Origin of the sequence: Streptomyces sp. CB03234, from assembly GCF_001905885.1 — a bacterium.
Taxonomy (GTDB): domain Bacteria; phylum Actinomycetota; class Actinomycetes; order Streptomycetales; family Streptomycetaceae; genus Streptomyces.
In genome coordinates, this window is record NZ_LIYH01000002.1 from 1,096,064 (window position 1) to 1,121,621 (window position 25,558).

A 25,558-nucleotide genomic window follows, 5' to 3' on the forward strand; every position below is an offset into this window, starting at 1 on the left:
TTCCAACTCCGCTGAGGACCGAGGGAGGTCATCGGATGTTCTTCATCGTCGCCGCCCTGCTCATGCTGGGCGTCGTCCTCGGGACCGTGGCACACGTGCCGCTCCCGGTCACCCTCGTCGCCGCCACCGTCATCGGTGTCTGGCTGCTGATCTTCGCCGTCCGGGAACGACAGCACCGCTGAGGAGACCACCATGCGACTCGCCGCAGTCCGCTCTCATGCCGTCGGCACCCGTGACGCCGACGGGATGGCCGTCGCCGCGTTCGTCCTGGGGCTGGTGGGCCTGCTGGTGATGAACATCGTGCTCGGCCCGATCGCCATCGGCCTCGCCGTCCTCGCCCTGCGGCGCGACACCGCGCGCCGGGGGCGGGCCCTGCTCGGGCTCGGCCTCGGCGTCGCCGACCTCGTCGTGCTGGCCGCGCTGGTCACACTGGACGGCACGGTGTCGTGGAGCATCGCCTGACGGCCCGCTGCGATACGGCCGGTACGGCGCTGATCCTTCGCGGCCGGGGGGCTCGTAGAATCGTTGCACCATGGCTTACCTCGACCACGCCGCGACCACTCCGATGCTGCCGGAGGCGATCGAGGCGATGACCGCCCAGCTCGCCGTGACGGGCAACGCGTCCTCGCTGCACGCCGCCGGCCGCCGGGCCCGCCGTACCGTCGAGGAGGCCCGCGAGGCCCTCGCCGACGCGCTCGGGGCGCGCCCCAGCGAGGTCGTCCTGACCTCCGGCGGCACCGAGGCGGACAACCTCGCCGTCAAGGGCCTGTACTGGGCCCGCCGGGACGCCGACCCGCGCCGCGTGCGGGTGCTGGCCAGCCCCGTCGAGCACCACGCCGTCCTCGACGCCGTGCACTGGCTCGGCGAGCACGAGGGCGCCACCGTCGAGTACCTGCCCGTCGACCGGTACGGGCGCGTGCACCCCGAGGCGCTCCGGGACGCCATCGAGCGCGACCCGTCGAGCGTCGCCCTCGCCACCGTGATGTGGGCCAACAACGAGATCGGCACCGTCATGCCGGTACGTGAACTGGCCGAGGTGGCACGGGACTTCGACGTACCGCTGCACTCCGACGCCGTCCAGGCCTTCGGCCAGGTCCCGGTCGGCTTCGCCGACTCCGGGCTCGCCGCCATGACGGTTTCCAGCCACAAGATCGGCGGCCCCTACGGGATCGGGGCGCTGCTGCTGGGCCGCGAGTACAGCCCGGTGCCGGTGCTGCACGGCGGCGGCCAGGAGCGCCACGTCCGTTCCGGCACCCTCGACGTCCCGGCCGTCGCCGCCTTCGCGGTGGCGGGGCGGCTGGCCGCCGAGCGCCGCGAGGGGTACGCCCGCGAGATCGGCGCCCTTCGCGACGAGCTGGTCGACGCCGTCGTCACGGCGGTCCCGGACGCGATCCTCGGCGGCGACCCGGCCCCGGAGGGCCGCCTGCCCGCCAACGCCCACTTCACCTTCCCCGGGTGCGAGGGCGACTCGCTGCTGCTGCTCCTGGACGCCCAGGGCATCGAGTGCTCCACCGGATCGGCCTGCACCGCCGGCGTCGCCCAGCCCAGCCACGTCCTGCTGGCCACCGGCACCGACCCGGACCTGGCCCGGGGCACGCTGCGCTTCACGCTCGGCCACACCTCGACCCGTGCCGACGTCGAGGCGGTCGCCAAGGCGATCGGCCCGGCGGTGGAGCGGGCCCGGACGGCGGGCCTCAGCTAGCTGTCGCGCGCGGGGCCCGCGAGGCGTCCCGTACCAGCTTCATGTACCGGTCCCAGTCCCAGTGCGGCCCCGGATCGGTGTGGTCGGTGCCCTCCACCTCCACATGGCCGATGATGTGCTCGCGGTCCACCGGTATGCCGTACCGCGCGCATATCCCGGCCGTCAGCCGCGCCGACGACGCGTACATCGCCCCTGTGAAGTCCTGCGGCCGGTCCACGAACCCCTCGTGCTCGATGCCGATGCTCCGCTCGTTCATGTCCCGGTTGCCCGCGTGGAACGCCACGTCCAGCTCGCGGATCATCTGGGCGACGTGCCCGTCCTTGCGTACGACGTAATGCGTCGCCGCCCCGTGGCCCGGGTCCTTGAACACCCTCAGCGCGGTCGGGAAGTCGCCCTGGACGACATGGATGACGACCCGGTCGATGGTGAAGTCGTCCGGACGGTCGGCGTACCGCCAGTTCGCCCGTGACGCCGCCGTCCACTGCGCGCCCGGATGGTCCAGCTCACCGGCCACGCGCTCCTTCTCCACGCCCGGCACCCGGTACCAGGCCTGCCGCAGCTCGTCGCGCGCCAGCACCGCCGCGCCCACGACGGCCGCCCCGCCGCCGATAAGCACGGCCCGCCGGCCGACCCCCCGCTTTTTCTCGCCCATGTGATCGTCAACGCCTACGCACGTCGCCTTGGTTCCCGGGGCCCGTACCCTGGTAGGGCTATGACTCAGACTTCCCAGCGCCCCCTCCGTGTGCTCGCCGCCATGTCGGGCGGCGTGGACTCCGCCGTCGCCGCCGCCCGCGCCGCCGAGGCCGGCCACGACGTCACCGGGGTGCACCTCGCCCTGTCCGCGAACCCCCAGTCCTTCCGTACCGGCGCACGAGGCTGTTGCACCATCGAGGACTCGCGCGACGCCCGCCGCGCGGCCGATGTGATCGGCATCCCGTTCTACGTGTGGGACCTGGCCGAGCGGTTCCGTGAGGACGTCGTCGACGACTTCATCGCCGAGTACGAGGCGGGGCGCACCCCCAACCCCTGCCTGCGCTGCAACGAGAAGATCAAGTTCGCGGCGCTGCTGGACAAGGCGCTGGCGCTGGGCTTCGACGCGGTCTGTACCGGTCACTACGCGACGATCGTGACCCGCGAGGACGGCACCCGGGAGCTCCACCGCGCCTCCGACATGGCCAAGGACCAGTCGTACGTCCTCGGTGTCCTGGACGAGAAGCAGCTCGCGCACGCGATGTTCCCGCTGGGCGACACCCTCACCACCAAGGACGAGATCCGCGCCGAGGCGGAGCGCCGGGGCCTGGCGGTCGCGAAGAAGCCCGACAGCCACGACATCTGCTTCATCGCGGACGGCGACACCCAGGGCTTCCTCGCCTCCCGCCTGGGCAAGGCGGAGGGCGACATCGTCGACGAGTCCGGCGCCAGGATCGGCACCCACGACGGCGCCTACGGCTTCACCATCGGCCAGCGCAAGGGCCTCCGCATCGGCCACCCGGCCCCGGACGGCAAGCCCCGCTACGTCCTGGACATCTCGCCGGTCAACAACACGGTCACCGTCGGCCCGGCCGAGGCGCTCGACGTCACCGCGCTGACCGCCATCAAGCCCCGCTGGTGCGGCACGGCCCCCTCCGGCCCCGGCACCTACACGGCCCAGCTCCGCGCCCACGGCGGCGAGACCCCGGTCACGGCCACCCTGGAGGACGGCGAGCTGCGGGTGACGTTCGCGGAGCCGGTCCGCGGCGTCGCCCCCGGCCAGGCGATCGTCCTGTACGACGACACCCGCGTGGTCGGCTCCGCCACCATCGCCACGACGACCCGCCGGGCGGCCGTCGGCGCCTGAAGAGGGGCGGTCGCGCGGGGCGCGGTTGAGTGACCGCACCCTTGCGCGGGCCCGGACGGCCCTGCTACATGCTGGGCGTCAACCTTCGGACTGATCCCTTCCACGGTCACGGAAACCCCGCTGGCCTGCGCTAATGTCACGGGGCGCACAGCGTGCGGCTGTACGCGTCCAAGGAGGCATACGGGGGATGGAGTCCGTGACGTATTCGGACCGGTGGCAGGAACTGTACGAGCTGGCGTCGGCACCGAGCGCTGCGGCAGGGGTGGGCCAGGAGCGGATGTCGCTGGCCTCGGCGAGCGCGCCGGGCCCCGGGGGCGACAAGCTGAACCACAGCGGCGGGCCGTGGACCAAGGCGTCCAGTACCGCCGGCGAGCTGCGCACCAACACGGAGACGAGCCGCAGCTCGCTCGGCCCGGGCCATGAGGGCATCGACGCGGGCGCGGCGGGCCTGACGTCCGTGGCCTCCCTCAAGGCGGTCCTGACCTCTTGGGAGGAACGCCTTTCCGGCGTACGGGACGAGTGCGAGTACCTCACCGGGGCGCTGTCGAAGGTCGCCAAGGAGATGGGCGAGACCGACACAGCGGTGGAGAGCTCGTTCAACGCGGCCCGGAAGGGCGACCAGGACCGGTGACCGGCACCACACTGACCTGGCAGCTCCTGCGGGACCTGAAGCCGGCCGAGTTCGAGGACGCGGGCGACAAGTGGCACGAGGTGTCCAGTCGGTCCGACTCGGACCGGATCCGGGTGGACCGGCTGATGACGGCGAAGCTGCGCGAGACGCAGGAGAGCCAGTCCGCGGGGGCGGCCCTCGGCCGGCTGCAGCGGCTCAGCCGCAACTACCAGTACCTGCACAGCGAGTGCGGGCTGATCCGTACGACCCTGAACGGCCTGGCCGCCGATCTGGCGGTACCGCAGCGGCAGTTGAAGCAGGCGCTGGACGAGGCGGCCGAGCTGAAGCTCACTGTCCACGAGGACGGCTCGGTCAGTTATCCGGCCGCGCCCGCCGAGACACTCATCGGGAAGAACGAGGCCCCCGGTGGCAAGGTCAGCGGGCGCCTCCCGCTGGATCGGCCAGGCCTGGGCGACGGCGGCCACACGCCCCTGAAGCCGCTCAATCCCCACGCGGAGAAGGCTCAGGAAATCGCCGACCGAATCGGCCAAGCCGTGCGATCCGCCGCCGAGATCGACCGCAGGTACGCCGGAACGCTGGACAAGCTCAAGGCGGCGAAGGGCCTGGACGTCACCGCGGCGACCTTGAAGGACGTCGCCCAGGACACCGCCGGCGTACGCGATGTGGCGGGTACGCACCTCGGCCGCGAGATTCCGATGGACAAGTCCCCTGCCGAGCGCAAGGCATGGTGGGACAGCCTGCCCGAGGAGCAGCGCCGGGAGTACCTCGACATCGCGCCGGACCTCATCGGGGGCGTGGACGGCATCCCGGCGGTCGTACGTGACGAGGCGAACCGGAAGTACCTGCCGTTGCTCATCGGCGACCTCGCCGCGCGGGGCGACGACGACTCGCAGACGAAGCTCGACGCACTGCGCATGATCCAGGACAAGCTCAGCAAGCCGAGCGACCCGCCCATGTTCCTGCTGGGTGTCGGGGACGAGGGCAACGGCCGTGCGATCGTCTCGTACGGCAACCCTGACGTGTCGAAGAACGTGTCGGCGTACGTGCCGGGTCTCGGCACCAAGCTGGACGACGAGTTCGTCACGGACACGATGAAGCGGGCGGAGGACACGGCGATCGGCGCCCGGGACGTGGACCCGTCCAGTGCGTCGATCATCTGGCTGGGTTACGACGCTCCGGGCATCCTGGACGTCGGGAGCACGGGTGACGCCGAAAGGGGCGCCCCCGCATACAACAACTTCATGTCCGGGCTGGAAGCCACGAATGAGAACCGTGATCCGCACGTCACCGCCATCGGGCATTCCTACGGATCGCTCACCGTGGGCACGGCGGCCAAGCAGTCGGGCGGAATTCCGGGCGTGGACGACATCATCCTGCTGGGCAGCCCCGGAGTCGGTGTGGAGAAGGCCGAAGACCTGGGTGTTGGCAAGGAGCATGTTTTCGTTGGCTCGGCGGACAACGACCCGGTCACGCACCTTCCCTCGAAGGACGAAATCGCCATGGGAGGCCCCCTGGGTGGCCTCGTCTTCCGTGACCTTTTGGATGTGGGCAACGACGACGTCTACTTCGGCAAGGACCCGGCCAGCGAAGCCTTCGGTGCCCAGCGCTTCCTGGTCGATGACGGGCCGCGCCTGGTGTTCGAGTTCGGCGGCTTCGACGCCCACTCCCAGTACTTCACGCCGAAGAAGGACATGGTGTCCGCGGAGAACATCGCTGCGATCGTCGGGGGCCGTCCACAAGACGTCATCAAGGAGGAGTACCGGTGAAGCACGTGACGCGGGCCATCCACACGGCGGTCTCGGCTGCCCTGGTAGCCGCGTTGCTCGGCGGCTGCACGATCATCGGGGGTAGCGAGAAGAGTGGAGGTACCGCAGCCATGGACATGCAGGACGCGGCAGAGCACGCCGACGCGATGCTGGACACGACGATCAAGGCGGTCGTCCCGGAGATCCAGTGGACGCATCACAACACGACCACCGGAAGCTGCGACGTCTCCCGCCGCAGGAAGGTCATGACCATCATCTCGGATGAGCGCCGGGGCAGTTTCCTCGGCGTGATCGAACGCTTCTGGAAAGAGAGCGGCTACAAGATCACGGCTGTGAGGAAGAGCGTGGACCGGCCCGCCATTTTCGCGGAGTCGCCCGACGGCTTCGGGATCAGTCTGGTCTTCGGCCACGCGGGACAGGCGGTCTTCGAGGTCGCTACCCCCTGCGTACAGCAGTCCGAGGTCGCCGAGCCGACGACCAAGCCGAACGGGCCGGCGTACCCGCTGGGCAAGATCCCCACCCCCAACGTCCGCTCCGATTTCTGGTCCGCCGAGACGCCCGTACCCGGTTCGCCCTCGCCGTCCTCCTGAGCCGCGCTCAGCCGCTCTCGCGGAAGAAGTCCGTCAGCGGCGGCGCCAGGACCTGCGGCGCCACCGCGTGGGTCTGGCCCGTCAGGGTGCTGTGGCGGGCGTTCGGGAGGGCGTGGGCGACCGTGCGGGCGGCGTCGCGCAGCCAGGACGGGCTCGCGCCGCCGTCGATGACCAGGACGCGCGTGGTGACGGTGGCCAGGCGCTCGGTGGGCACCAGGCTGTCGCCGAGCACGGCGTGGTCGTACGACAGGGTGTGGGCCACCGCCTCCAGCGCGGCCCAGGCGGGGGAGGCGCGGAGGCCCGCGAGTTGGTCGGGCGGCATCTCGGACAGGAACAGCGCCAGCGCGTCACCGCGCCGCCCGTCGGCGAGGAGCCGCTCCAGGCGCCGTGTCTGCTCGGTGAACTTCTCCCGGTTCGCCGGGTCGGCACTGTACGGCGGCTCGTACACGGCCAGCCGGGGAATCGGGACCCCCGTCGCCGCCGCCTGAAGGGCCAGTACGCCGCCCGACGACATGCCGTACACGCTCGCGCTGCCGCCGGCCTCCGCCACGAGCGCCGCCAGGTCCTCGACCTCCCGCTCGACGGCGTAAGGGACGGCGTCCCCGCTGCCGCCCCGGCCGCGCCGGTCGTAGGTGTACGTGGTGAAGTGCGGCGCCAGCAGGTCCGCGAGGGGCGCCTCGGTCGCCGCCGTGCACAGCGCCCCGCTGACCAGGATCAGTGGCGGGCCGTCACCGCGCCGCTCGTACGCGATGGGGGTGCCGTCGGCAGACGTGATCTTTCCGCTGAGGTTCTCCATACCGGGGTAGACCGGCGCCGCGCGCGGAACTCATCGCCCGCCGTCACACCACCTCTGTTTCGTAGAAACAGAGGTGGTTCTTGATCTCGGCGACCTCCGGCTCGGGGTCGGGGTACGCCCACACCGCGTCCTTCGCGCCCGGCAGGGACCAGTAGGACGCCGTGCCCTTGAACGGGCAGTACGTGTGCGTGTCGGAGGGCGACAGCAGCTCCGTACGGACGTCCTCGGCGGGCAGGTAGTAGCGCACGGGACAGCCCGTCTCGCGCAGCACCAGCGGGCGCCGGCTCTCCGCGATCACGTGACCGTCGTGGACGACGCGTACATGCTCGGTGCCCTGCTCGATGGTGATGCGGTGTCCTGTCGTCATGGCCGGTTCAACGGCCGGGGCCGGCGACCCCATTCCCCGTACAGTTTCGTCATGAACATTTGTGTCTTCCTGTCCGCCGCCGATCTCGACGAGCGCTACACCGTGCCCGCCCGCGAATTCGCCGGGCTGCTCGGCAAGGGCGGGCACACCCTGGTGTGGGGCGGCAGCGACGTCGGCCTGATGAAGGTCGTCGCGGACGGGGTCCAGGAGGCGGGCGGGCGGCTCGTCGGCGTGTCCGTGGACTTCCTGGCCGCCAAGGCGCGGCCCGGGGCCGACGAGATGGTCTTCGCCAAGGACCTCGCCGAGCGCAAGGCGCTGATGCTCGCCAAGTCCGACGCGGTCGTCATCATGGTCGGCGGCACCGGAACCCTCGACGAGGCCACCGAGATCCTGGAGCTGAAGAAGCACGGCAAGCACACCAAGCCCGTGGTGCTGCTCAACGCGGCGGGCTTCTACGACGGCCTGAAGGAGCAGTTCCGGCGGATGGAGGCCGAGGGCTTCCTGCCGCTGCCGCTCACCGACCTGGTGTTCTTCGCCGAGGACGGGGTCTCGGCCCTCGCCTACCTGGAGGAGAGTGCGGGGATCCGGTAGCCGCCGTCCGGATGCGAGCATGGGCCGTATGGCTACACACATGATCACCGGGGCGGGCTCCGGCATCGGCGCGGCCGTCGCGCGCCGCCTGCACGAGCGGGGCGACGACCTCGTCCTGCTGGCCCGTGACGCCGGGCGTGCCAAGGAACTGGCGGACACCTACCCCGGCGCCCGCACCCTCGTCGGCGACCTCGCGAACCCCGACCGGCTCTCCTGGGCCTTCTCCCACCAGACCCTCCCGGACCGGCTCGACTCGCTGCTGCACATCGCGGGCGTCGTCGACCTCGGGCGCGTCGGCGACCTCACCACCAAGGCCTGGCGCAGCCAGCTGGAGGTGAACCTCATCGCGCCCGCCGAGCTGACCCGGCTGCTCCTGCCGCAACTGCGGGTGTCCCAGGGGCACGTGGTGTTCGTCAACTCCGGCGCCGGTCTGAACGCACACGCCGAATGGTCCGCGTACGCCGCCTCCAAGCACGGCCTCAAGGCGCTGGCCGACTCACTGCGCCAGGAGGAGCACGGCAACGGTGTGCGCGTCACGTCCGTGTATCCGGGCCGTACGGCCAGCCCCATGCAGGCCAAGGTGCACCAGCAGGAGGGCAAGGAGTACGACGCCTCCCGCTGGATCGACCCGGAGTCGGTCGCCACGGCGATCCTGACGGCCATCGACCTGCCGCGTGACGCGGAGATCAACGACCTGACGGTGCGGCCGGGACGATGAGCGAGCACGAGGACTTCAGCTGGGGCCCGGCCACCGGGATCGGGTCCATGCCGGGCGGCGACGCGCGGGAGGCCGCCAAGACCGTCACCGGGATCTTCGAGGACTTCCCGCACCTCCCGGAGCTGCCGGCGCGCGGGCCGGGCGCCGACATGATCGGGCGCACCCTCGGGCTGCTCGTCGAGATGTACGCGCACGTCGAGCCGAGCGGCTGGCGCGTCAGCGACCGGCCGGGCCGCGACACCCGGCGGGCGAGGTCGTGGATGGGCGAGGACCTGGACGCCCTGGAGGAGTTCACGCAGGGGTACGAGGGGCTCCTGAAGGTCCAGGCCGTGGGGCCGTGGACGCTGGCCGCCGCCCTGGAGCTGCGGGGCGGCGAGGCCGCGCTGGGCGACCCCGGCGCCTGCCGGGACCTGGCGGCCTCGCTGGCCGAGGGGCTGCGCGCGCACCTCGCGGAGGTGCGCCGCCGGGTGCCGGGCGCGCGAGTGGCGCTCCAGCTCGACGAGCCGTCCCTCACCGCCGTGCTGACCGGGCAGGTGCGGACCGCGAGCGGCTACCGCACGTACCGGGCGGTGGACCGGCAGGTCGTGGAGAGCGCGCTCAGGGACGTGGTGGCCGTGAACGACGGTCCGGTGATCGTGCACTCGTGCGCCCCGGACGTCCCCTTCGCGCTGCTGCGGCGCGCGGGCGCTGCGGGCATCTCGTTCGATTTCGGGCTGCTCACGGAGCGTGACGAGGAGCAGATCGGTGAAGCGGTCGAGGGCGGCACGAGGCTGTTGGTGGGCGTGGTCGAGTCGGCCGATGCCTCATTGTCAGACCCTGCCGGTAGCGTCATGGGTGTCAGGACGCTGTGGCGCAGGCTGGGGCTGAATCCGGGGACTCTCGCCGAGTCGCTCGTGGTCACCCCGTCGTGCGGGCTGGCGGGTGCCTCACCCGCGTATGCCCGTGCCGCGCTCGCCCACTGCGTCAAGGCGGCGAGATCGCTCGCGGACAACCCTGAGTGACGTCAGTAACGGGAGGAATGACGGTGGCTGTCGAACAGCACGACGTCGTGCCGGCGGAGGCACGGGACAAGCACGCGCAGCTGGCCGAACAGGTCGAGGAGCACCGCTTCCGGTACTACGTGAAGGACCAGCCGGTCGTCAGCGACGCCGAGTTCGACAAAATGCTGCGCTCGCTGGAGGCGCTGGAGGAGGAGTATCCGGAGCTCCGTACGCCCGACTCGCCGACCCAGAAGGTCGCGGGGTCGTACGAGACGGAGTTCACGGCCGTCCAGCACCGCGAGCGGATGCTGTCGCTGGACAACGCCTTCGACGACGAGGAGCTGGCCGCCTGGGCGGACCGGGTCGCCAAGGAGGTCGGCACCTCGGCCTACCACTTCCTGTGCGAGCTGAAGGTCGACGGCCTCGCCGTGAACCTGACGTACGAGAAGGGGCGCCTCACGCGCGCGGCCACGCGCGGCGACGGCCGCACGGGCGAGGACATCACGCCGAACATCCGCACCATCTCGGACGTGCCCGACCGGCTGAAGGGCGACCGGATCCCGGACCTCGTGGAGATCCGCGGCGAGGTCTACTTCCCGATGGAAAAGTTCGAGGAGCTCAACGCCCGCCTGGTGGGGGCCGGCGACAAGCCGTTCGCCAACCCGCGCAACGCGGCGGCCGGTTCGCTGCGCCAGAAGGACCCGAAGGTCACCGCCACCCGTCCGCTGCACATGGTGGTGCACGGCATCGGCGCGCGCGAGGGGCTGGAGATCAGCCGGCTGTCGGAGGCGTACGGGCTGCTGCGCGAGTGGGGCCTGCCGACGGCCCGGCACAACAAGGTGGTCGACGACATCGAGGGCGTACGCGAGTTCATCGCGTACTTCGGTGAGAACCGGCACTCGGTGGAGCACGAGATCGACGGCGTGGTCGTCAAGCTGGACGAGATCCCGCTCCAGGGCCGCCTCGGCTCCACCTCGCGGGCGCCGCGCTGGGCGATCGCCTGGAAGTACGCGCCGGAGGAGGTCAACACCAAGCTGGTCAACATCCGGGTGGGTGTGGGCCGGACGGGCCGGGTGACGCCGTACGCGCAGGTGGAGCCGGTCACGGTGGCGGGCTCGGAGGTCGAGTTCGCCACCCTGCACAACCAGGACGTGGTGAAGGCCAAGGGCGTCCTCATCGGGGACACCGTCGTGCTGCGCAAGGCCGGTGACGTCATCCCGGAGATCCTCGGGCCGGTCGCGGACCTCCGGGACGGCACGGAGCGGGAGTTCGTGATGCCGGCCGAGTGCCCCGAGTGCGGGACGGCGCTGCGGCCGATGAAGGAGGGTGACGTCGACCTGCGCTGCCCGAACGGCCGTACGTGCCCGGCGCAGCTGCGTGAACGCCTCTTCTACCTCGCCGGTCGCAAGTGCCTCGACATCGAGAACTTCGGCTATGTGGCGGCGGCCGCGCTCACCAAGCCCCTGGAGCCGGCCGAGCCGCCGCTGGTGGACGAGGGCGACCTGTTCGACCTCACCATCGAGCAGCTGCTGCCCATCAGGGCGTACGTCCTGGACCAGGACAGCGGCCTGCCCAAGCGCGACCCCAAGACGGGCGAGGAGAAGATCGCCACGGTCTTCGCCAACCAGCAGGGCGAGCCCCGCAAGAACGCTCTGGCCATGCTGGAGAACATCGCGGCGGCCAAGCAGCGCCCGCTGGCCCGGATCATCACCGGCCTGTCGATCCGTCATGTGGGGCCGGTGGCGGCGGAGGCGCTCGCGCGCGAGTTCCGCTCGATCGACCGTATCGAGCAGGCGAGCGAGGAGGAGCTGGCGGCGGTCGAGGGCGTGGGCCCCACCATCGCGGCCTCGCTCAAGCAGTGGTTCGAGGAGGACTGGCACCGGGAGATCCTGCGCAAGTGGCGGGCGGCCGGCGTCCGGATGGAGGAGGAGAGCTCGGGTGAGGACGAAGGGCCGCGTCCGCTGGAGGGGTTGACCGTGGTCGTCACCGGCACCCTGCAGAACCACACCAGGGATGGCGCAAAAGAGGCCCTCCAGAGCCTCGGAGCGAAAGTGACGGGTTCCGTTTCGAAGAAGACTGCCTTCGTGGTTGTGGGTGACAACCCTGGTTCCAAGTACGACAAGGCGATGCAGCTGAAGGTTCCGGTTCTGGACGAGGACGGCTTCCGTGTGCTGCTCGAACAGGGTGCGGACGCGGCGCGCGAGGTGGCGGTTCCACTCGAACAGTAGGGCGGGGAACGCCCGGTGAAGGTCACCCGTTCAGCGCATACCAGATGGATAAGGGTGGCCGGGTCGCATTCGGGCAAGACCAGTAGAGCGCTGCCCGTCGGAGCCTTCTGCGGCCTACTGTTGAGACGGCGCCTGTCGTGCACGGACGCGGGGTCGAATCCGGCCGTGCCGGCATGACAACGGGCCATCGCGTGGCAACGGCACCGCCGGCTGTGAGAGGGACGGAATGAAACCGACCGAGAGTGCCGCCCCGGTTTCACGGCCGCGTGCGTACGTGGCCTCCACGGGCATCGCATCCAGGCTCCCCACCGTCGTGGTGGCCGTCGCCGCCTTCGTCCTCATGGCCGGGCTGTACGGCGCCGTGAGCGGCGGCCACGCGCTCTTCCCCGGCTCCACGGCCGGCTGGTCGCTGGCCGTGCTCACCGGCATCATCGTCGGCCACCTCGTGGCGCTCGGCCGCGACCGCTGGTGGGGCGGCACCGGCTCAGGCGCCGCGCTCACCCTCGCCGTGCTCCTCCTGTACGGGTGGGTGCCGGCCGGACTCGTCAGCCTCGCCGTCGTCGTCCTGGTCGGCGCGGCGCGGCGGCACCGCTGGCGGCAGGGGCTGCTGCACGGCGCGGCGGACATCCTCGGCATCGGGTCGGCGGCCCTGGTCCTCGCCGCGTTCGGGGACGTACCGACGGTCGAACAGCCGTGGCGGCCCCTCGAATGGGGTATCGAGGCCGTGCCGGAAGTGGCACTGGCGGCCGGCGCGTACCTGGTGGTGACCCGGCTGCTGCTGTGGTACACGCTGGCCCCGCAGAGCGGCGGGCTGCCCACCGCCGCCCGCACGGCGCTGCTGCGGCAGGGGCTCGTCGCGGTCGCGCTGCTCGGCATCGCGCCGCTGATCTGTGTCGTCGCGGTCTCCCTGCCGGTGGTGCTGCCGCTGTTCGCCGTACCGCTGATCGCCCTGGACTCCACGCTGTGGATCGCCCGCGCGCGGGCCGAGGAACAGTTGCGCGACCCGCTCACCGGACTGCCCAACCGGCAGTGGCTGCTGGAGCGGACCTGGTCCGCGCTGGAGGACGCCGAGGGCGAGGGCGTCAGGGCGGCGCTCGTACTGATCGACCTCGACCGTTTCCGGTCCGTCAACGACACGCTCGGGCATCTCGCGGGCGACCGGCTGCTGCTCCAGATCGCCGACCGGCTGCGCCTCGCCCTGCCGCGCGGGGCGGAGGTGGCACGGCTGGGCGGCGACGAGTTCGCCGTACTGCTGCCCACCGCCGACTCCACGACCAGCGCCCAGCGGGTGGCGCGGCAGCTGGCGGCCGAGCTGTCCTCGCCGCTCGACCTCGACGGCCTCACGCTGGTCCTGGAGGCCAGCGCGGGCGTCGCCGTCTTCCCCGACCACGCGCTCGACGCGGAAGGGCTGCTCCAGCGGGCCGACGTCGCCATGTACCAGGCCAAGCGGGACCGCACCGGCGTCGAGGTGTACGAGTCGAAGCGCGACTCCAACACCCCCGACCGGCTCGGCCTCCTCGGCGACCTGCGGCGCGCCCTGGACGCCGGCGACGTCGAGCTGCACTACCAGCCGAAGGTCCGCTTCGACGGCCACGTGGCCGGGCTGGAGGCGCTGGTGCGCTGGGTCCACCCGGAGCGGGGGAAGGTCCCGCCCGACGAGTTCATCGCCATCGCCGAGTCCTCCGGGCTGATGCCGCACCTCACCGAGTACGTTCTGGAGACGGCGCTCGGCCAGGTCGCCAAGTGGCGCGCCCAGGGCCTGTACGTCCCCGTCGCCGTGAACGTCTCCCCGCGCGACGTCCACACCCCCGGCTTCGCGGGTGCCGTCGCCGCGCGGCTGGCCCGCCACGGGGTCCCGGCGGGAGCCCTGCAACTGGAGATAACCGAGCACGTCCTGCTGGAGGACCCGCAGCGCGCCGCCGACACCCTGGCGGGGCTCACCGGCCACGGCGTGAAGATGTCCCTCGACGACTTCGGCACCGGGTACTCGTCCCTGGTCCACCTGCGGCGCCTCCCGGTGAGCGAGCTCAAGATCGACCGCTCGTTCGTGGCACGGCTGGCGGTCGACAACGAGGACGCCGAGATCGTCCGCTGCACCGTCGACCTGGCCCACTCGCTGGGCCTCCTCGTGGTCGCCGAGGGCGTCGAGGACGACGAGACGTGGGAGCGGCTGCGGGACCTGGGCTGCGACGCGGTCCAGGGCTGGCTGGTCGCCGCCGCGATGCCGCCGGCCGAGACGACGGCCTGGCTCCGCGCCCGCGGCGAAGCCGGCTGGCACCGCCCGCCCCGCGAGCTCCCCCCGGCCCCCCAGGACGCGGACCAGGTGGTGCAGTAGCCGCCGCCTCCGCCGTGCCCAGCCGTCTGGCGGACGGTGCCTGCCCCTGGTGTGACCAGTCGTCCTGCTGGGCGGTGCCCTCCCCGTCGTTGTGGCCAGTCGTCCTGCTGGGCGGTGCCCCTGCCACCTCGTTGTGGGCAGTCGTCCCGCTGGGGCGGGACGGGTGGGCGCAACGGGACCGGGGCGGTGCCTGTTCCCGGTGCGCCCGGGAGCGGTGCGGACACCGCCGGTGGGTGGGGGGCGGGGCCCCTCCGGGCTCACCTCCTCGAGGCCGGCGGCCTTGGGCGCCAGGAGCGGGAGCCCGCCCGTCGCCGCCAACCTCTGCGGGGGCGACCCTGCACGGCCCCGCCCCGGTCGGTGGGCGGGTGCGGGTCGGTGGGGGCGGGCACGGCGCCGCCCTGGGCGGTGGGCGGGTGCGGGTGGGTGGGTGGGTGGTGGGCGGCCCGCGAGGGCCCCGCGGCAAACCGTTTAACGGGTATGGGGCCCCGCCCCATAGGATTGGGCCAAAACCATCACACTCACCCCTGAGGATCGCTGCATGCCTGGCATTACGCGCGAGGAGGTCGCCCACCTCGCCCGGCTGGCACGTCTGGAGCTGAAGGACGAAGAGCTCGACCACTTCGCCGGACAGCTCGACGACATCATCGGCGCGGTCGCCCGCGTCTCCGAGGTCGCCGACCAAGACGTACCCCCGACCTCCCACCCGCTGCCGCTGACCAATGTCATGCGCGCGGACGAGGTCCGTCCGTCGCTCACCCCCGAGCAGGCGCTCTCCGGTGCGCCCGCCCAGGAGCAGCAGCGTTTCAAGGTGCCGCAGATCCTGGGGGAGGACTGACCATGACGGCCAAAAACACAATCGAGAGCTGCATCAGGCTCACCGCCGCCGAGATCGCGGAGAAGATCGCCTCCGGCGAGCTCACCGCCGTCGAGGTCACCGAGGCCCACCTGGCCCGGATCGACGCCGTCGACGAGAAGGTCCACGCCTTCCTGCACGTCGACCGCGAGGGCGCCCTCGCCCAGGCCCGCGCCGTCGACGAGAAGCGCGCCAGGGGCGAGAAGCTCGGCCCGCTGGCCGGCGTACCGCTCGCGCTGAAGGACATCTTCACCACCCAGGACATGCCGACGACCGTCGGTTCGAAGATCCTGGAGGGCTGGATCCCGCCGTACGACGCGACCGTGACCAAGAAGCTCAAGGCCGCCGACGTCGTCATCCTCGGCAAGACCAACATGGACGAGTTCGCCATGGGGTCGTCGACGGAGAACAGCGCGTACGGGCCGACGGGCAACCCCTGGGACCTGACGAAGATCCCCGGCGGCTCCGGCGGTGGATCGAGCGCCGCGCTCGCCTCGTACGAGGCGCCGCTCGCCATCGGTACCGACACCGGCGGCTCCATCCGCCAGCCCGCGGCGGTCACCGGCACGGTCGGCGTCAAGCCGACGTACGGCGGCGTGTCGCGGTATGGCATGGTCGCTTTCTCCAGCAGCCTGGACCAGGGCGGGCCGTGTGCGCGGACCGTACTGGACGCGGCGCTGCTCCACGAGGTCATCGCCGGCCACGACCCGCTCGACTCGACGTCCATCGACGCCCCCGTACCGCCGGTCGTCGAGGCGGCCCGCAACGGTTCCGTGCAGGGCATGCGGGTGGGTGTGGTCAAGCAGTTCCGCGGCGAGGGCTACCAGGCCGGTGTGCTCCAGCGGTTCGACGAGTCGGTGGAGCTGCTGAAGGAGCTGGGCGCCGGGATCGTCGAGCTGGACTGCCCGTCCTTCGACCTGGCGCTGTCGGCGTACTACCTGATCGCGCCGTCGGAGTGCTCCTCGAACCTCGCCCGGTTCGACGGCCTGCGCTATGGCCTGCGGGTCGGCGACGACGGTACGAAGTCGGCCGAGGACGTCACCGCCCTCACCCGTGAGGCCGGGTTCGGCGACGAGGTCAAGCGCCGGATCATGCTCGGTACGTACGCGCTCAGCTCCGGCTACTACGACGCGTACTACGGCTCCGCGCAGAAGGTCCGGACGCTCATCACCCGGGACTTCGAGCGTGCTTTTGAGCAGGTCGACGTGATCGTCTCGCCGACGACGCCCACCACCGCCTTCCCGATCGGCGAGCGCGCCGACGACCCGATGGCGATGTACCTGGCCGACCTGTGCACCATCCCGACCAACCTGGCCGGCAACGCCGCCATGTCGCTGCCGTGCGGCCTGGCGCCGGAGGACAACCTGCCGGTCGGTCTGCAGATCATCGCCCCCGCCACGAAGGACGACCGTCTTTACAAGGTCGGCGCCGCCGTCGAGGCCGCCTTCGTGGCACGCTGGGGCCACCCGCTGCTGGAGGAGGCTCCGTCGCTGTGAGTGCACTGACCAAGGCCAAGGGCTTCAAGAAGTCCCGGGCCGGAACGTATCTGTCCATCGGCACCACCGCGTTCGGTGTGCTCAGCGTGGTCAAGCAGGCCCGCAAGGCGCGCACCGAGAGCGACACGCTTCTGCTGCTGGACGCCGTCGTGTCCGCCGCCGCCATCGCGACCGGTCTCGCCATCCTGGTGCGTGAGCTGAAGCGCGTCGGTGACGACGACGTCCTGTTCGGCTGAGAGGGAAAGTTTCACCGTGACCGTCATCACTGAGCTGGTGTCGTACGAGGACGCCCTCGCCGCCTACGACCCCGTCATGGGGCTCGAGGTGCACGTCGAACTCGGCACCAAGACCAAGATGTTCTGCGGCTGCTCCACCGAGCTGGGCGCCGAGCCCAACTCGCAGACCTGCCCCACCTGCCTCGGCATGCCCGGCTCGCTCCCGGTCGTCAACGCGGTCGGCGTCGAGTCCGCCATCAAGATCGGCCTCGCGCTCAACTGCGAGATCGCCGAATGGTGCCGTTTCGCCCGGAAGAACTACTTCTATCCGGACATGCCGAAGAACTTCCAGACCTCGCAGTACGACGAGCCGATCGCCTTCAACGGCTATCTGGACGTCCAGCTGGAGGACGGCGAGGTCTTCCGCGTGGAGATCGAGCGCGCCCACATGGAGGAGGACACCGGTAAGTCCACCCATGTGGGTGGTGCGACCGGCCGTATCCACGGCGCCTCGCACTCGCTGCTCGACTACAACCGTGCCGGCATCCCGCTGATCGAGATCGTCACCAAGCCGATCGAGGGCGCCGGCGAGCGCGCTCCCGAGGTCGCCAAGGCGTACGTCGCCGAGCTGCGCGAGCTGATCAAGGCGCTCGGCGTCTCCGAGGCCCGCATGGAGATGGGCCAGATGCGCTGCGACGTGAACCTGTCGCTGCGCCCGCACGGCACCTCGACGTTCGGTACGCGTTCGGAGACGAAGAACGTCAACTCGCTGCGTTCGGTCGAGCGGGCCGTACGGTTCGAGATCAGCCGCCACGCGGGCGTGCTGAACGCGGGCGGCACGGTCATCCAGGAGACCCGTCACTTCCACGAGGACGACGGCTCCACGACGTCCGGCCGGGTCAAGGAGGAGGCCGAGGACTACCGGTACTTCCCGGAGCCCGACCTCGTGCCCGTGGCCCCGTCCCGTGAGTGGGTGGAGGAGCTCCGCCAGGGGCTGCCGGAGCTGCCGCGCGTGCGCCGCAACCGGCTGCGCGAGGAGTGGGGCGTCTCCGAGCACGACATGCAGTCCATCCTCAACGCGGGGGCGGTCGACCTGATCGTCGCCACGACCGAGGCGGGCGCCCCGGCCGACCAGGCCCGCAAGTGGTGGATGGGCGAACTGGCCCGCAACGCCAACGAGTCGGGTACGCCGCTCGACGCGCTGCCCATCACCCCGGCCCAGGTGGCCCGGGTGACCGAGCTCGTCGCGTCCGGCGACCTCAACGACAAGCTGGCCCGCCAGGTCATCGAGGGCGTGCTGAACGGTGAGGGCGACCCGGACACGGTCGTCGAGAAGCGCGGCCTGAAGGTCGTCTCGGACGAGGGCGCGCTGGGCACGGCCGTGGACGAGGCGATCGCCGCCAACGCCGCCATCGCGGACAAGATCCGCGGCGGCAAGGTGGCCGCGGCCGGCGCCCTGGTCGGCGCGGTCATGAAGGCCACCCGTGGCCAGGCGGACGCGGCCCGGGTACGTGAGCTCATCCTTGAGCGGCTCGGGGTCACCGAGGGCTGATGGCCTGATCCCCACGGTACGGACGAGGGGCGGTAGGGCGGTCGGGAGACCGCCGTACCGCCCCTCGCGGCTTTCCGCGGTGCGGACCCTGCTGAAGTCGCCGTTCGTCACTCGGGCGGATGGCTGCGCAGCCACGCCGACCAGGTGACGGTGCCGCGGCGGCCGGCCGGGCAGGTGAGGGCGCGGGCCGCCTGCTCGAACCGGGCCGGCACCGGAAGCCGCACGACCCCGCGGCGACGGCCCCGGATCCGCTGCCACTGCGCGACGAGGTCACCGAAGCGCAACACCTCCGGCCCGCCGAAGTCCTCGCACTGCCCGCCGGGCCCGTCGGCGACGCGCTGGGCCACGTACGCGGCGAAGTCGGCGGAGTCCACCGGCTGGGCCTCGATGTCCGTGGGCAGCGGCAGTACGGGCAGCCGGGCGGCCTTCCCCAGGAGGCGGTCGGTCAGCCAGTGGAACTGGGTGGCCCGCAGCACCGACCAGGGAACGTCACCGGCGCGCACCAGTTCCTCGGCCTGGTGCTTCAGCCGCAGGTACGGCAGGAGCGGCCGGTCGACGCCGACGATGGACACGTAGGCGACATGGCCGACTCCGGCCCGGCCGGCCTCGTCGAGCAGACGGCGTGTGCCGTGGACGTCGACGTCCGGCGGACTGCGCCAGAAGTCGGTCGGCAGCAGGTATCCGCGCCGCGCGGCGGGGGACCAGGTCGCGGCGTGCACCACGGTACGGACCCCCGACATGGCCTCTCTGATCCCGGCCCCGGTACGGAGATCGCCCCGTACCCACTCCACATCGGGGTCGGTGCCCCGGGTCCGGGCGAGCACGCGCACCCGGTGGGCGGGCTTCAGCCGGCCGATCAGGTCCCGCCCCAGGTGCCCGGTCCCGCCGGTGACCAGGACGGTGTCCATGGGCAGCTCCTTCGGCGACGGTCCGCTTCGTGGTCCGACTGTCCCACTCCGTTCGGCGCCCGGCACGCCCGGTCACCCGTCGGGGGCCGCCGGTCGCTGTGCCGGCGGCCCCGCCGCCCAAGGGTGGCGGGAGGCGGGGCCGCGGCTGGGACCGGATGGCGTCCCGTGGGGGGTGGGGATCTGCTGCCCACCGCTGCGCGGGGGCATGCGTGACTGGCGGGTTGTGGCCAAGAAGAGGCGGCCGGGTGGCGTCAATGGTTTGTTGTGCAACCACCCTTGGGGGCTCGTGGACCGTCGTGGACCGTCCGCTTGGACTTACCTCGCAACCTGTTGGACGTTCACCTTTCGTCCCTCCGGGGGTCTTCCCAGGGCCACGTGGGCTCACTAGCGTCCGGCCGTACCCCTCAATGGATCGCGCAGGGACCATTGGATGTCGACTGGGAGGTCGGGCTTGTCACCGGAGAACCCGCGGGAGATTTCACGCAGAAGGATGCTCGCGCTGGGTGGGGGCGCCCTCGGCGCCGCCGCGGCCGGGTCGCTGCTGCCGCCCTCGCTGCGGGCGGCGATGGCCGCCGCTCCGCCCTCCGGCGGACTGCGGGCGGTCAGGCACGTGGTGATCCTGATGCAGGAGAATCGTTCCTTCGACCACTACTTCGGCACCCTGCGCGGCGTCCGCGGCTTCGGTGACCGCAACGCCGTCGAACTGCCCTCGGGCAAGCCGGTCTTCGAGCAGCCCGGGCCGCTCGGCCGTACCGTGCTGCCCTTCCCCGTCCGGGACGTCGCCGAGACGCAGAAGAAGGACCTCCAGTACATCGGCGACCTCGACCACTCCTGGGGCGGCGGCGCCAAGGCCTGGCGCGACGGGTGGATGGACGGCTGGGTCTCCGCCAAGACGGCCGCGACGATGGCGTACTACGACCGTCGCGACATCCCGCTGCACTACGAGCTCGCGGACACGTTCACCATCTGCGACGCGTACCACTCCTCCATCCATACGTCGACCAGCCCCAACCGCAACCACCTGTGGAGCGGGTGGACGGGGTACGAGGCCGACGGCTCGCGCGCCGTCACCAACGCCGCGTACGCGGAGGGCACCCACCCCGGCTACCCGTGGCCGACGTACGCCGAGCGCCTGGAGAAGGCGGGCCGGACCTGGAAGACGTACACCGAGTGGGAGAACTTCACCGACAACAACATCGAGTTCTTCACCACCTTCAAGAAGATCGCCCGCAAGGCCCTGGCCAAGACCGGCGGTCACACCTACATGGAGTCCTTCTACGCGGCCGTGCGCGACACCGGTGACGCCGCAGAGCGGGCGCGGCTGCTCGCCGCCCTGGAGGACGGTGTCGCGACCCTCACCACACAGGAGCGCTCGCTGTTCGAGCGAGGGCTGCGACGGGTGGAGACCGGCGGGCTCGCGGACGCGTTCCGGGCGGACGTCGCCGCCGGCACGCTGCCGGAGGTCTCCTACCTCGTGCCCTCCGCGATCGATTCCGAGCACCCCGGCTCGTCCTCGCCGATCGCCTCCGCCACCCTCGTCTACAAGGTGCTGGACGCGCTCGGCTCCCACCCCGACGTCTGGCGGCACACCGTCGTACTGATCAACTACGACGAGAACGACGGCTTCTTCGACCACGTCCCGCCGCCCGTGCCGCCGGCCGGCGACACCGACGAGCGGTGGAAGGGGCTGCCGACCGGGCTCGGCATCCGGGTGCCGCTGCTGGTCGTCTCGCCGTGGACGGTGGGCGGCTACGTCTGCTCCGAGGTCTTCGACCACACGTCGGTGATCCGTTTCCTGGAGACCTGGACCGGGATCGAGGAGCCCAACATCACGCCGTGGCGGCGCCGCGTCACCGGCGACCTGACGTCCGCGTTCGACTTCCGGCGCGGCCGCCCGCAGCCGGAGGTGGAGCGGCCGGGCGCCATTCCGCCGTTCACCGGCCGCTGGCGCCCGCAGCCGCCGCTGGTGCAGCACATGCCCGTCCAGGAGCCCGGTACGCGGCCGGCGCGGCCCCTGCCGTACCAGCCGGACGCGCACGGGCGTGTCCAGGGCGGCGCCCTGACCGTCACGCTCAGCAACACGGGCAAGGCGAGCGCGCCCTTCGCGCTCTATCCGTACGCCGGCGAGTTCGCCGTCCCGCAGCACCAGGACGTAAGGGGCACGGCTCAATGGAGGGTGCCCCTTACCCGCGAGGCGTACCGCTTCACGATCACCGGCCCGAACGGCTTCCGCCGCGAGTTCGCCGGCAAGGCGGCGGGCGGCGCCGAGGTCACCTCGCACATCGACCCGCGTGAGCGCGACGTACACCTCACCCTGGCCGCCACCGGCGACGGGCCGGTCACCTTCACGGTCCGCCCCCTCGGCTACGTCGACGAGGCCGACCTCGGTGACTGGACCCGGCAGGTCACCGTCAAGGCCGGCCGCAGCCGTACGGTCGTGCACTCCGCCGCCGATGCGCACGGCTGGTACGACATCGAGATCACCGGCCCCGAGGGCTTCCGGCGCCGGCTGATGGGGCACATCGAGAACGGGCGGGCGAGCGTCTCGGGCTGAGTGGGCGGACGGAGTGCGGAAGCCCGGGACCTTTGGCCCGGGCTTCCGCGCACCGTGGTGTCTGAGCTGTGAGTATCGCCACGAAAGGGACAATCGATCTCTTTAGGCTGCCAGAGTGGCGGTACGTAGGTCATGCGTTCTTTACGGGCAATCCCCGATAGAGAGCACGAACCACTCAGGGAGTACACCCGTTGGCAGCCATCGCCCGATGGTGCATCACGCACCGCCTCGCCGCCGTCCTGCTCTGGCTCTGCGCCTTGGTCGGCGTCACGGCGGCCGCCGGCATCGCCGGCTCCGCGTACTCCAACGACTACGAGGTCCCCGGCACCGAGTCCGGCCGCGCCGCCTCCCTCCTGGAGGAAGGCTTCCGGGGCCAGGGCGGCGACGGCGACACCATCGTCTGGCACACCACCCAGGGCAGCGTCCGCGCGGCCGCCGTCGAGGACCGCATGGAGGCCATGCTCCACGACGTCGCCGAGCTGCCCGGCGTCGCCTCCGTCACCGGCCCGTACGACCACGCCCAGGTCCCCGCCGGGGCCCCTGGAGCCGCCTCCCAGACCCCCGCCTCCAGTGCCCCCTCCCAGAGCGCCGCCCTGGGATCCGGGCCGTCCGAGGTCACCTCCGCGCCCGGCCGGGTCAGTGAGGACGGACGCACCGCCTACGCCACCGTCGCCTTCGACCGGCACGCCGACGAGATCCCGCCCGCCCAGATCCAGGCCGTCGTCGACACCGCCCGCGCGGCCGCGAGCGACGGCGTCCAGGTGGAGCTCGGCGGCAGTGCCGTCGCGGTCACCGAGGCGCCCGCCTCCCACACCGCCGAGATCGTCGGCGTGGCCGTCGCCGCCCTGGTCCTCTTCCTCGCCTTCGGCTCCCTCGCCGCCAGCCTCCTGCCGATCGCCACCGCCCTCGTCAGCGTCGGCACCGCCTACGCGGGCATCGGGCTGCTCGGCCACGTCATGACCGTGGCCGACTTCGCACCCATGCTGGGCATGCTCATCGGCCTCGGCGTCGGCATCGACTACGCGCTGTTCATCGTCACCCGCCACCGCAAGGGCCTCAAACGCGGCCTCCCGGTCGCCGAAGCCGCCCAGAACGCCGTCGCCACCACCGGCCGGGCCGTCGTCTTCGCCGGCGCCACGGTCTGCATCGCGCTGCTGGGCATGCTGATACTGCGGCTCGGCTTCCTCAACGGCGTCGCCATCGCGGCCTCCCTCACCGTCGTCCTCACCGTCGCCGCGTCCGTGACGCTGCTGCCCGCGCTGCTGTCGTTCATCGGCATGCGCGCCCTGTCGCGCCGCGAGCGCGCCCGGCTGGTGGAGCACGGCCCGGAGCCGGAGCTGCCGACCGGCTTCGCCGCCCGCTGGTCCGCGTTCGTCGAACGCCACCCCAAGCTGCTGGGCGCCGTCGCCGCCGTGGTCATGCTGGTCCTCGCGCTGCCCACGTTCGGCCTCCACCTCGGCACCTCCGACCAGGGCAACAACCCGGCCACCACGACCACCCGCAAGGCCTACGACCTGCTCGCCGACGGCTTCGGCCCCGGCGTCAACGGCCCCCTCACGCTCGTCGCCGAGCTCGACGGCGCCGACGACCGGCTCGCCCTCGCCACGCTCCCCGACGCCCTGCGCGCCACGGCGGGCGTCGAAACGGTCAGCCCGGTCACGTACAGCGGCAGCGGCAACACCGCCGTCCTCACCGTCGTACCGGACTCCGCGCCGCAGTCGCAAGCGACCAGCGACCTCGTCGACCGGCTGCGCGACGACGTCCTGCCGACCGCCGAGAACGGCACCTCCCTCGACGTGTACGTCGGCGGCATCACCGCCGGCTACGACGACTTCGCCCAGGTCATCATCGGCAAGCTGCCGCTCTTCGTGGGCGTCGTCATCGCCCTGGGCTGTCTGCTGCTCCTGCTCGCCTTCCGCTCGATCGGCATCCCGCTGAAGGCCGCCCTGATGAACGTCGCCGCCGTCGCCTCCGCCTTCGGGGTCGTCGTCGCGATCTTCCAGTGGGGCATGGGCAGCGAACTGCTCGGCCTCGGCCGGGCCGGCCCCATCGAACCGTTCCTGCCGGTGATCATGGTGTCCGTACTCTTCGGGCTCTCCATGGACTACCAGGTCTTCCTGGTCAGCCGGATGTACGAGGAGTGGCTGGAGACCGGGGACAACCGGCGGGCCGTACGGGTCGGCCTCGCCGAGACCAGCCGGGTGATCAACTCCGCCGCCGTGATCATGATCGCCGTGTTCCTCGCGTTCGTCCTCTCCGGGGACCGGGTCATCGCGATGTTCGGTATCGGCCTGGCGGCCGCCGTCGCCCTGGACGCGTTCGTCCTCCGTACGCTCCTGGTCCCGGCCCTCATGCACATGCTCGGGGGCGCCAACTGGTGGCTGCCCGGCTGGCTCGACCGCATCCTGCCGCGCATCAGCATCGAGAACCCCGAGTGCCGCGATTCCGATCAGGCGAAGATCCCGTGGCAGCGTTCGAGCGACGACGGACAGCTCGTGCCCTAGCGGCGGAGGGCTCGCGCGTTAAGGGGGCTCTCAGAAACGGCACCTAGCGTGCCGCGCATGAACCCCACGACGACCAAGACCGACGACACCGACACCGACACCGCCACCGCCACCGACACCGCGGTGGAGACCCCGGCCGGGACGGCCGCGGACCCCAAGGACCACCAGGCCGCGTACGACGACGAGCACGCCGCCGAATTCGATCAGGAACCGCACGAGCCGCAGCCTGCCACCGAGCAGGCCGGCGGCCTCGCCACCGCCGCGGCGGCCGTCGTCGCCACGGCCCTCGGCATCGCCTCCCTCACCGGCACCTGGATGGGCCGCATCGCCTCCGAGCGCGAGACGCTCATCGGCCAGATCACCACCTCCCAGACCGGCTCCCCCGCCCAGCAGATCTCCGAGATCTACGGTGACGCCTGGCACACCACCGCCCTCGTCAACGGCCTCTTCGCCGTCGTGGCCCTGATCACCGGGCTCATCGTGCTCACCCGCCCCCAGCGCCCCCTGTGGATCCGGGCGGTGGCCCTGGCCGGAGCCGTACTGGGCGCACTGGGGCTGCTGCTGTCCGCCGGCATGTACGCCGACCTGTTCCTGTCCCTGCCCACCACCGGCTCCTGAGGCGTCCTTACCCACGTCTAAGGCCCCCCTGCCGCCCAAGATGCGGCACTCTCCCGATGCGGCCGCACCCCCTGGCGAACGAGAGTCGAGGCATCACGAAACGCCCCGACACCACCAGGGAGACCCTCATGTTCGCCTACGAACTCCAGCAGGCCCGTCACGCCGACCTCCTCCGCGAGGCCGACGCGCAGCGGTTGGCCAACGTCGCCCGGGCCGCCCGCAAGGCCCGCCGCGCCCTCGCCCGCCGATCCGGCCACAACGCCCCCGAAGGGCAGGTGAATACCGACCACGGCCGCTTCGCCACGGCCGCGTGACGG

Annotated in this window: 24 protein-coding genes; 20 read left to right on the top strand and 4 right to left on the bottom strand. The window is 71.6% G+C overall.

Annotated features, from left to right (window positions below; all coding sequences use genetic code 11):
- Positions 1 to 35: 35 nt before the first annotated feature.
- From AMK26_RS37235 to AMK26_RS11930, 3 genes are all read left to right on the top strand, one after another.
- Positions 36 to 182, top strand: coding sequence for a hypothetical protein (locus AMK26_RS37235; protein ID WP_198944033.1), 147 nt, complete (start codon positions 36 to 38; stop codon positions 180 to 182).
- 10 nt (positions 183 to 192) lie between these two features.
- Positions 193 to 462 carry a DUF4190 domain-containing protein gene (locus AMK26_RS11925; protein ID WP_073754486.1) on the top strand — a complete coding sequence of 90 codons (270 nt, stop codon included), beginning with the start codon at positions 193 to 195 and terminating at the stop codon, positions 460 to 462.
- A gap of 70 nt (positions 463 to 532) precedes the next feature.
- Complete coding sequence (locus AMK26_RS11930; protein ID WP_073754487.1) at positions 533 to 1,702, top strand: cysteine desulfurase family protein; 1,170 nt, start codon at positions 533 to 535, stop codon at positions 1,700 to 1,702.
- On the opposite strand, the gene AMK26_RS11935 is transcribed toward AMK26_RS11930, so the two are convergent.
- On the bottom strand, positions 1,695 to 2,354 hold the full coding sequence (locus AMK26_RS11935) for an N-acetylmuramoyl-L-alanine amidase (RefSeq protein WP_073754488.1): 660 nt from the start codon (positions 2,352 to 2,354) through the stop codon (positions 1,695 to 1,697). The genes AMK26_RS11930 and AMK26_RS11935 overlap by 8 nt on opposite strands.
- 60 nt (positions 2,355 to 2,414) lie before the next feature.
- Here AMK26_RS11935 and mnmA point away from each other — a divergent pair, with 60 nt between their 5' ends.
- The 4 genes from mnmA (at position 2,415) to AMK26_RS11955 (ending at position 6,526) form a co-directional block, all read left to right on the top strand.
- Positions 2,415 to 3,539: a tRNA 2-thiouridine(34) synthase MnmA gene (mnmA, locus tag AMK26_RS11940; RefSeq protein ID WP_073754489.1), complete on the top strand. Its 1,125-nt coding sequence runs from the start codon at positions 2,415 to 2,417 to the stop codon at positions 3,537 to 3,539.
- 187 nt (positions 3,540 to 3,726) lie between these two features.
- Positions 3,727 to 4,170 (top strand): hypothetical protein, encoded by a 444-nt coding sequence (locus tag AMK26_RS11945; RefSeq protein ID WP_338015571.1) that lies wholly within the window; start codon positions 3,727 to 3,729, stop codon positions 4,168 to 4,170.
- Entirely contained in the window at positions 4,167 to 5,936 is a 1,770-nt protein-coding gene (locus tag AMK26_RS11950; protein ID WP_073754490.1) for an alpha/beta hydrolase, read from the top strand. The genes AMK26_RS11945 and AMK26_RS11950 overlap by 4 nt, the downstream gene beginning before the upstream one ends.
- Entirely contained in the window at positions 5,933 to 6,526 is a 594-nt protein-coding gene (locus tag AMK26_RS11955; protein WP_073754491.1) for a hypothetical protein, read from the top strand. Before AMK26_RS11950 ends, AMK26_RS11955 begins: the two co-directional genes overlap by 4 nt.
- A gap of 7 nt (positions 6,527 to 6,533) precedes the next feature.
- Here the strand turns inward: AMK26_RS11955 and AMK26_RS11960 are convergent, their stop codons facing one another.
- Both AMK26_RS11960 and AMK26_RS11965 read right to left on the bottom strand, forming a co-directional pair.
- Positions 6,534 to 7,322, bottom strand: coding sequence for an alpha/beta fold hydrolase (locus AMK26_RS11960; RefSeq protein WP_073754492.1), 789 nt, complete (start codon positions 7,320 to 7,322; stop codon positions 6,534 to 6,536).
- 43 nt (positions 7,323 to 7,365) lie between these two features.
- Entirely contained in the window at positions 7,366 to 7,689 is a 324-nt protein-coding gene (locus AMK26_RS11965) for a DUF427 domain-containing protein (protein ID WP_073754793.1), read from the bottom strand.
- 51 nt (positions 7,690 to 7,740) lie between these two features.
- Here AMK26_RS11965 and AMK26_RS11970 point away from each other — a divergent pair, with 51 nt between their 5' ends.
- From AMK26_RS11970 to gatB, 9 genes are all read left to right on the top strand, one after another.
- Positions 7,741 to 8,280: a TIGR00730 family Rossman fold protein gene (locus AMK26_RS11970; RefSeq protein ID WP_073754493.1), complete on the top strand. Its 540-nt coding sequence runs from the start codon at positions 7,741 to 7,743 to the stop codon at positions 8,278 to 8,280.
- 28 nt (positions 8,281 to 8,308) lie between these two features.
- The gene (locus AMK26_RS11975) at positions 8,309 to 8,998 is read left to right on the top strand and encodes an SDR family oxidoreductase (RefSeq protein ID WP_073754494.1); all 690 of its coding nucleotides are present in this window, start codon (positions 8,309 to 8,311) and stop codon (positions 8,996 to 8,998) included.
- Positions 8,995 to 9,999, top strand: coding sequence for a methionine synthase (locus tag AMK26_RS11980; RefSeq protein ID WP_073754495.1), 1,005 nt, complete (start codon positions 8,995 to 8,997; stop codon positions 9,997 to 9,999). Before AMK26_RS11975 ends, AMK26_RS11980 begins: the two co-directional genes overlap by 4 nt.
- Before the next feature lie 17 nt (positions 10,000 to 10,016).
- A complete protein-coding gene (gene ligA, locus AMK26_RS11985) occupies positions 10,017 to 12,206 on the top strand; it encodes an NAD-dependent DNA ligase LigA (protein WP_073754496.1) in 2,190 nt (729 codons plus the stop codon).
- Positions 12,207 to 12,432: 226 nt separating this feature from the next.
- Positions 12,433 to 14,541, top strand: a complete 2,109-nt coding sequence (locus tag AMK26_RS11990) for a putative bifunctional diguanylate cyclase/phosphodiesterase (RefSeq protein ID WP_073754497.1) — start codon at positions 12,433 to 12,435, stop codon at positions 14,539 to 14,541.
- A gap of 538 nt (positions 14,542 to 15,079) precedes the next feature.
- Complete coding sequence (gatC, locus tag AMK26_RS11995; RefSeq protein ID WP_016642027.1) at positions 15,080 to 15,376, top strand: Asp-tRNA(Asn)/Glu-tRNA(Gln) amidotransferase subunit GatC; 297 nt, start codon at positions 15,080 to 15,082, stop codon at positions 15,374 to 15,376.
- 2 nt (positions 15,377 to 15,378) lie between these two features.
- Positions 15,379 to 16,890 carry an Asp-tRNA(Asn)/Glu-tRNA(Gln) amidotransferase subunit GatA gene (gene gatA, locus AMK26_RS12000; protein WP_073754498.1) on the top strand — a complete coding sequence of 504 codons (1,512 nt, stop codon included), beginning with the start codon at positions 15,379 to 15,381 and terminating at the stop codon, positions 16,888 to 16,890.
- Entirely contained in the window at positions 16,887 to 17,126 is a 240-nt protein-coding gene (locus AMK26_RS12005) for a hypothetical protein (RefSeq protein WP_073754499.1), read from the top strand. The genes gatA and AMK26_RS12005 overlap by 4 nt, the downstream gene beginning before the upstream one ends.
- A 16-nt stretch (positions 17,127 to 17,142) precedes the next feature.
- Complete coding sequence (gatB, locus tag AMK26_RS12010; protein WP_073754500.1) at positions 17,143 to 18,657, top strand: Asp-tRNA(Asn)/Glu-tRNA(Gln) amidotransferase subunit GatB; 1,515 nt, start codon at positions 17,143 to 17,145, stop codon at positions 18,655 to 18,657.
- Positions 18,658 to 18,764: 107 nt separating this feature from the next.
- On the opposite strand, the gene AMK26_RS12015 is transcribed toward gatB, so the two are convergent.
- A complete protein-coding gene (locus tag AMK26_RS12015) occupies positions 18,765 to 19,565 on the bottom strand; it encodes an SDR family oxidoreductase (protein WP_073754501.1) in 801 nt (266 codons plus the stop codon).
- Positions 19,566 to 20,055: 490 nt separating this feature from the next.
- On the opposite strand from AMK26_RS12015, the gene AMK26_RS12020 reads away from it, so the two are divergent.
- The 4 genes from AMK26_RS12020 to AMK26_RS12035 all read left to right on the top strand — a co-directional run bounded on the left by AMK26_RS12020 (position 20,056) and on the right by AMK26_RS12035 (position 25,555).
- A complete protein-coding gene (locus AMK26_RS12020) occupies positions 20,056 to 22,119 on the top strand; it encodes a phosphocholine-specific phospholipase C (RefSeq protein ID WP_241837881.1) in 2,064 nt (687 codons plus the stop codon).
- A 191-nt stretch (positions 22,120 to 22,310) separates the two neighbouring features.
- The gene (locus AMK26_RS12025) at positions 22,311 to 24,623 is read left to right on the top strand and encodes an MMPL family transporter (RefSeq protein WP_073754503.1); all 2,313 of its coding nucleotides are present in this window, start codon (positions 22,311 to 22,313) and stop codon (positions 24,621 to 24,623) included.
- A 57-nt stretch (positions 24,624 to 24,680) separates the two neighbouring features.
- On the top strand, positions 24,681 to 25,241 hold the full coding sequence (locus tag AMK26_RS12030; protein ID WP_241837861.1) for a hypothetical protein: 561 nt from the start codon (positions 24,681 to 24,683) through the stop codon (positions 25,239 to 25,241).
- 128 nt (positions 25,242 to 25,369) lie between these two features.
- Positions 25,370 to 25,555 (top strand): hypothetical protein, encoded by a 186-nt coding sequence (locus AMK26_RS12035; protein ID WP_073754505.1) that lies wholly within the window; start codon positions 25,370 to 25,372, stop codon positions 25,553 to 25,555.
- The last annotated feature ends 3 nt before the right edge of the window (positions 25,556 to 25,558 follow it).

What these genes read in the sequence shown, in the direction of transcription:
- gatC (WP_016642027.1), top strand. Translation starts at nt 15,080, where the DNA reads ATGCCTGGCATTACGCGCGAGGAGGTCGCCCACCTCGCCCGGCTGGCA.
- AMK26_RS12020 (WP_241837881.1), top strand. Translation starts at nt 20,056, where the DNA reads ATGCTCGCGCTGGGTGGGGGCGCCCTCGGCGCCGCCGCGGCCGGGTCG.
- AMK26_RS11980 (WP_073754495.1), top strand. Translation starts at nt 8,995, where the DNA reads ATGAGCGAGCACGAGGACTTCAGCTGGGGCCCGGCCACCGGGATCGGG.
- AMK26_RS37235 (WP_198944033.1), top strand. Translation starts at nt 36, where the DNA reads ATGTTCTTCATCGTCGCCGCCCTGCTCATGCTGGGCGTCGTCCTCGGG.
- AMK26_RS11945 (WP_338015571.1), top strand. Translation starts at nt 3,727, where the DNA reads ATGGAGTCCGTGACGTATTCGGACCGGTGGCAGGAACTGTACGAGCTG.
- AMK26_RS12030 (WP_241837861.1), top strand. Translation starts at nt 24,681, where the DNA reads ATGAACCCCACGACGACCAAGACCGACGACACCGACACCGACACCGCC.
- AMK26_RS11965 (WP_073754793.1), bottom strand. Translation starts at nt 7,689, where the DNA reads ATGACGACAGGACACCGCATCACCATCGAGCAGGGCACCGAGCATGTA.
- ligA (WP_073754496.1), top strand. Translation starts at nt 10,017, where the DNA reads ATGACGGTGGCTGTCGAACAGCACGACGTCGTGCCGGCGGAGGCACGG.
- AMK26_RS11970 (WP_073754493.1), top strand. Translation starts at nt 7,741, where the DNA reads ATGAACATTTGTGTCTTCCTGTCCGCCGCCGATCTCGACGAGCGCTAC.
- AMK26_RS11925 (WP_073754486.1), top strand. Translation starts at nt 193, where the DNA reads ATGCGACTCGCCGCAGTCCGCTCTCATGCCGTCGGCACCCGTGACGCC.
- AMK26_RS11930 (WP_073754487.1), top strand. Translation starts at nt 533, where the DNA reads ATGGCTTACCTCGACCACGCCGCGACCACTCCGATGCTGCCGGAGGCG.
- AMK26_RS11975 (WP_073754494.1), top strand. Translation starts at nt 8,309, where the DNA reads ATGGCTACACACATGATCACCGGGGCGGGCTCCGGCATCGGCGCGGCC.
- AMK26_RS12015 (WP_073754501.1), bottom strand. Translation starts at nt 19,565, where the DNA reads ATGGACACCGTCCTGGTCACCGGCGGGACCGGGCACCTGGGGCGGGAC.
- AMK26_RS11960 (WP_073754492.1), bottom strand. Translation starts at nt 7,322, where the DNA reads ATGGAGAACCTCAGCGGAAAGATCACGTCTGCCGACGGCACCCCCATC.
- AMK26_RS11935 (WP_073754488.1), bottom strand. Translation starts at nt 2,354, where the DNA reads ATGGGCGAGAAAAAGCGGGGGGTCGGCCGGCGGGCCGTGCTTATCGGC.
- mnmA (WP_073754489.1), top strand. Translation starts at nt 2,415, where the DNA reads ATGACTCAGACTTCCCAGCGCCCCCTCCGTGTGCTCGCCGCCATGTCG.
- AMK26_RS12035 (WP_073754505.1), top strand. Translation starts at nt 25,370, where the DNA reads ATGTTCGCCTACGAACTCCAGCAGGCCCGTCACGCCGACCTCCTCCGC.
- gatA (WP_073754498.1), top strand. Translation starts at nt 15,379, where the DNA reads ATGACGGCCAAAAACACAATCGAGAGCTGCATCAGGCTCACCGCCGCC.
- AMK26_RS11990 (WP_073754497.1), top strand. Translation starts at nt 12,433, where the DNA reads ATGAAACCGACCGAGAGTGCCGCCCCGGTTTCACGGCCGCGTGCGTAC.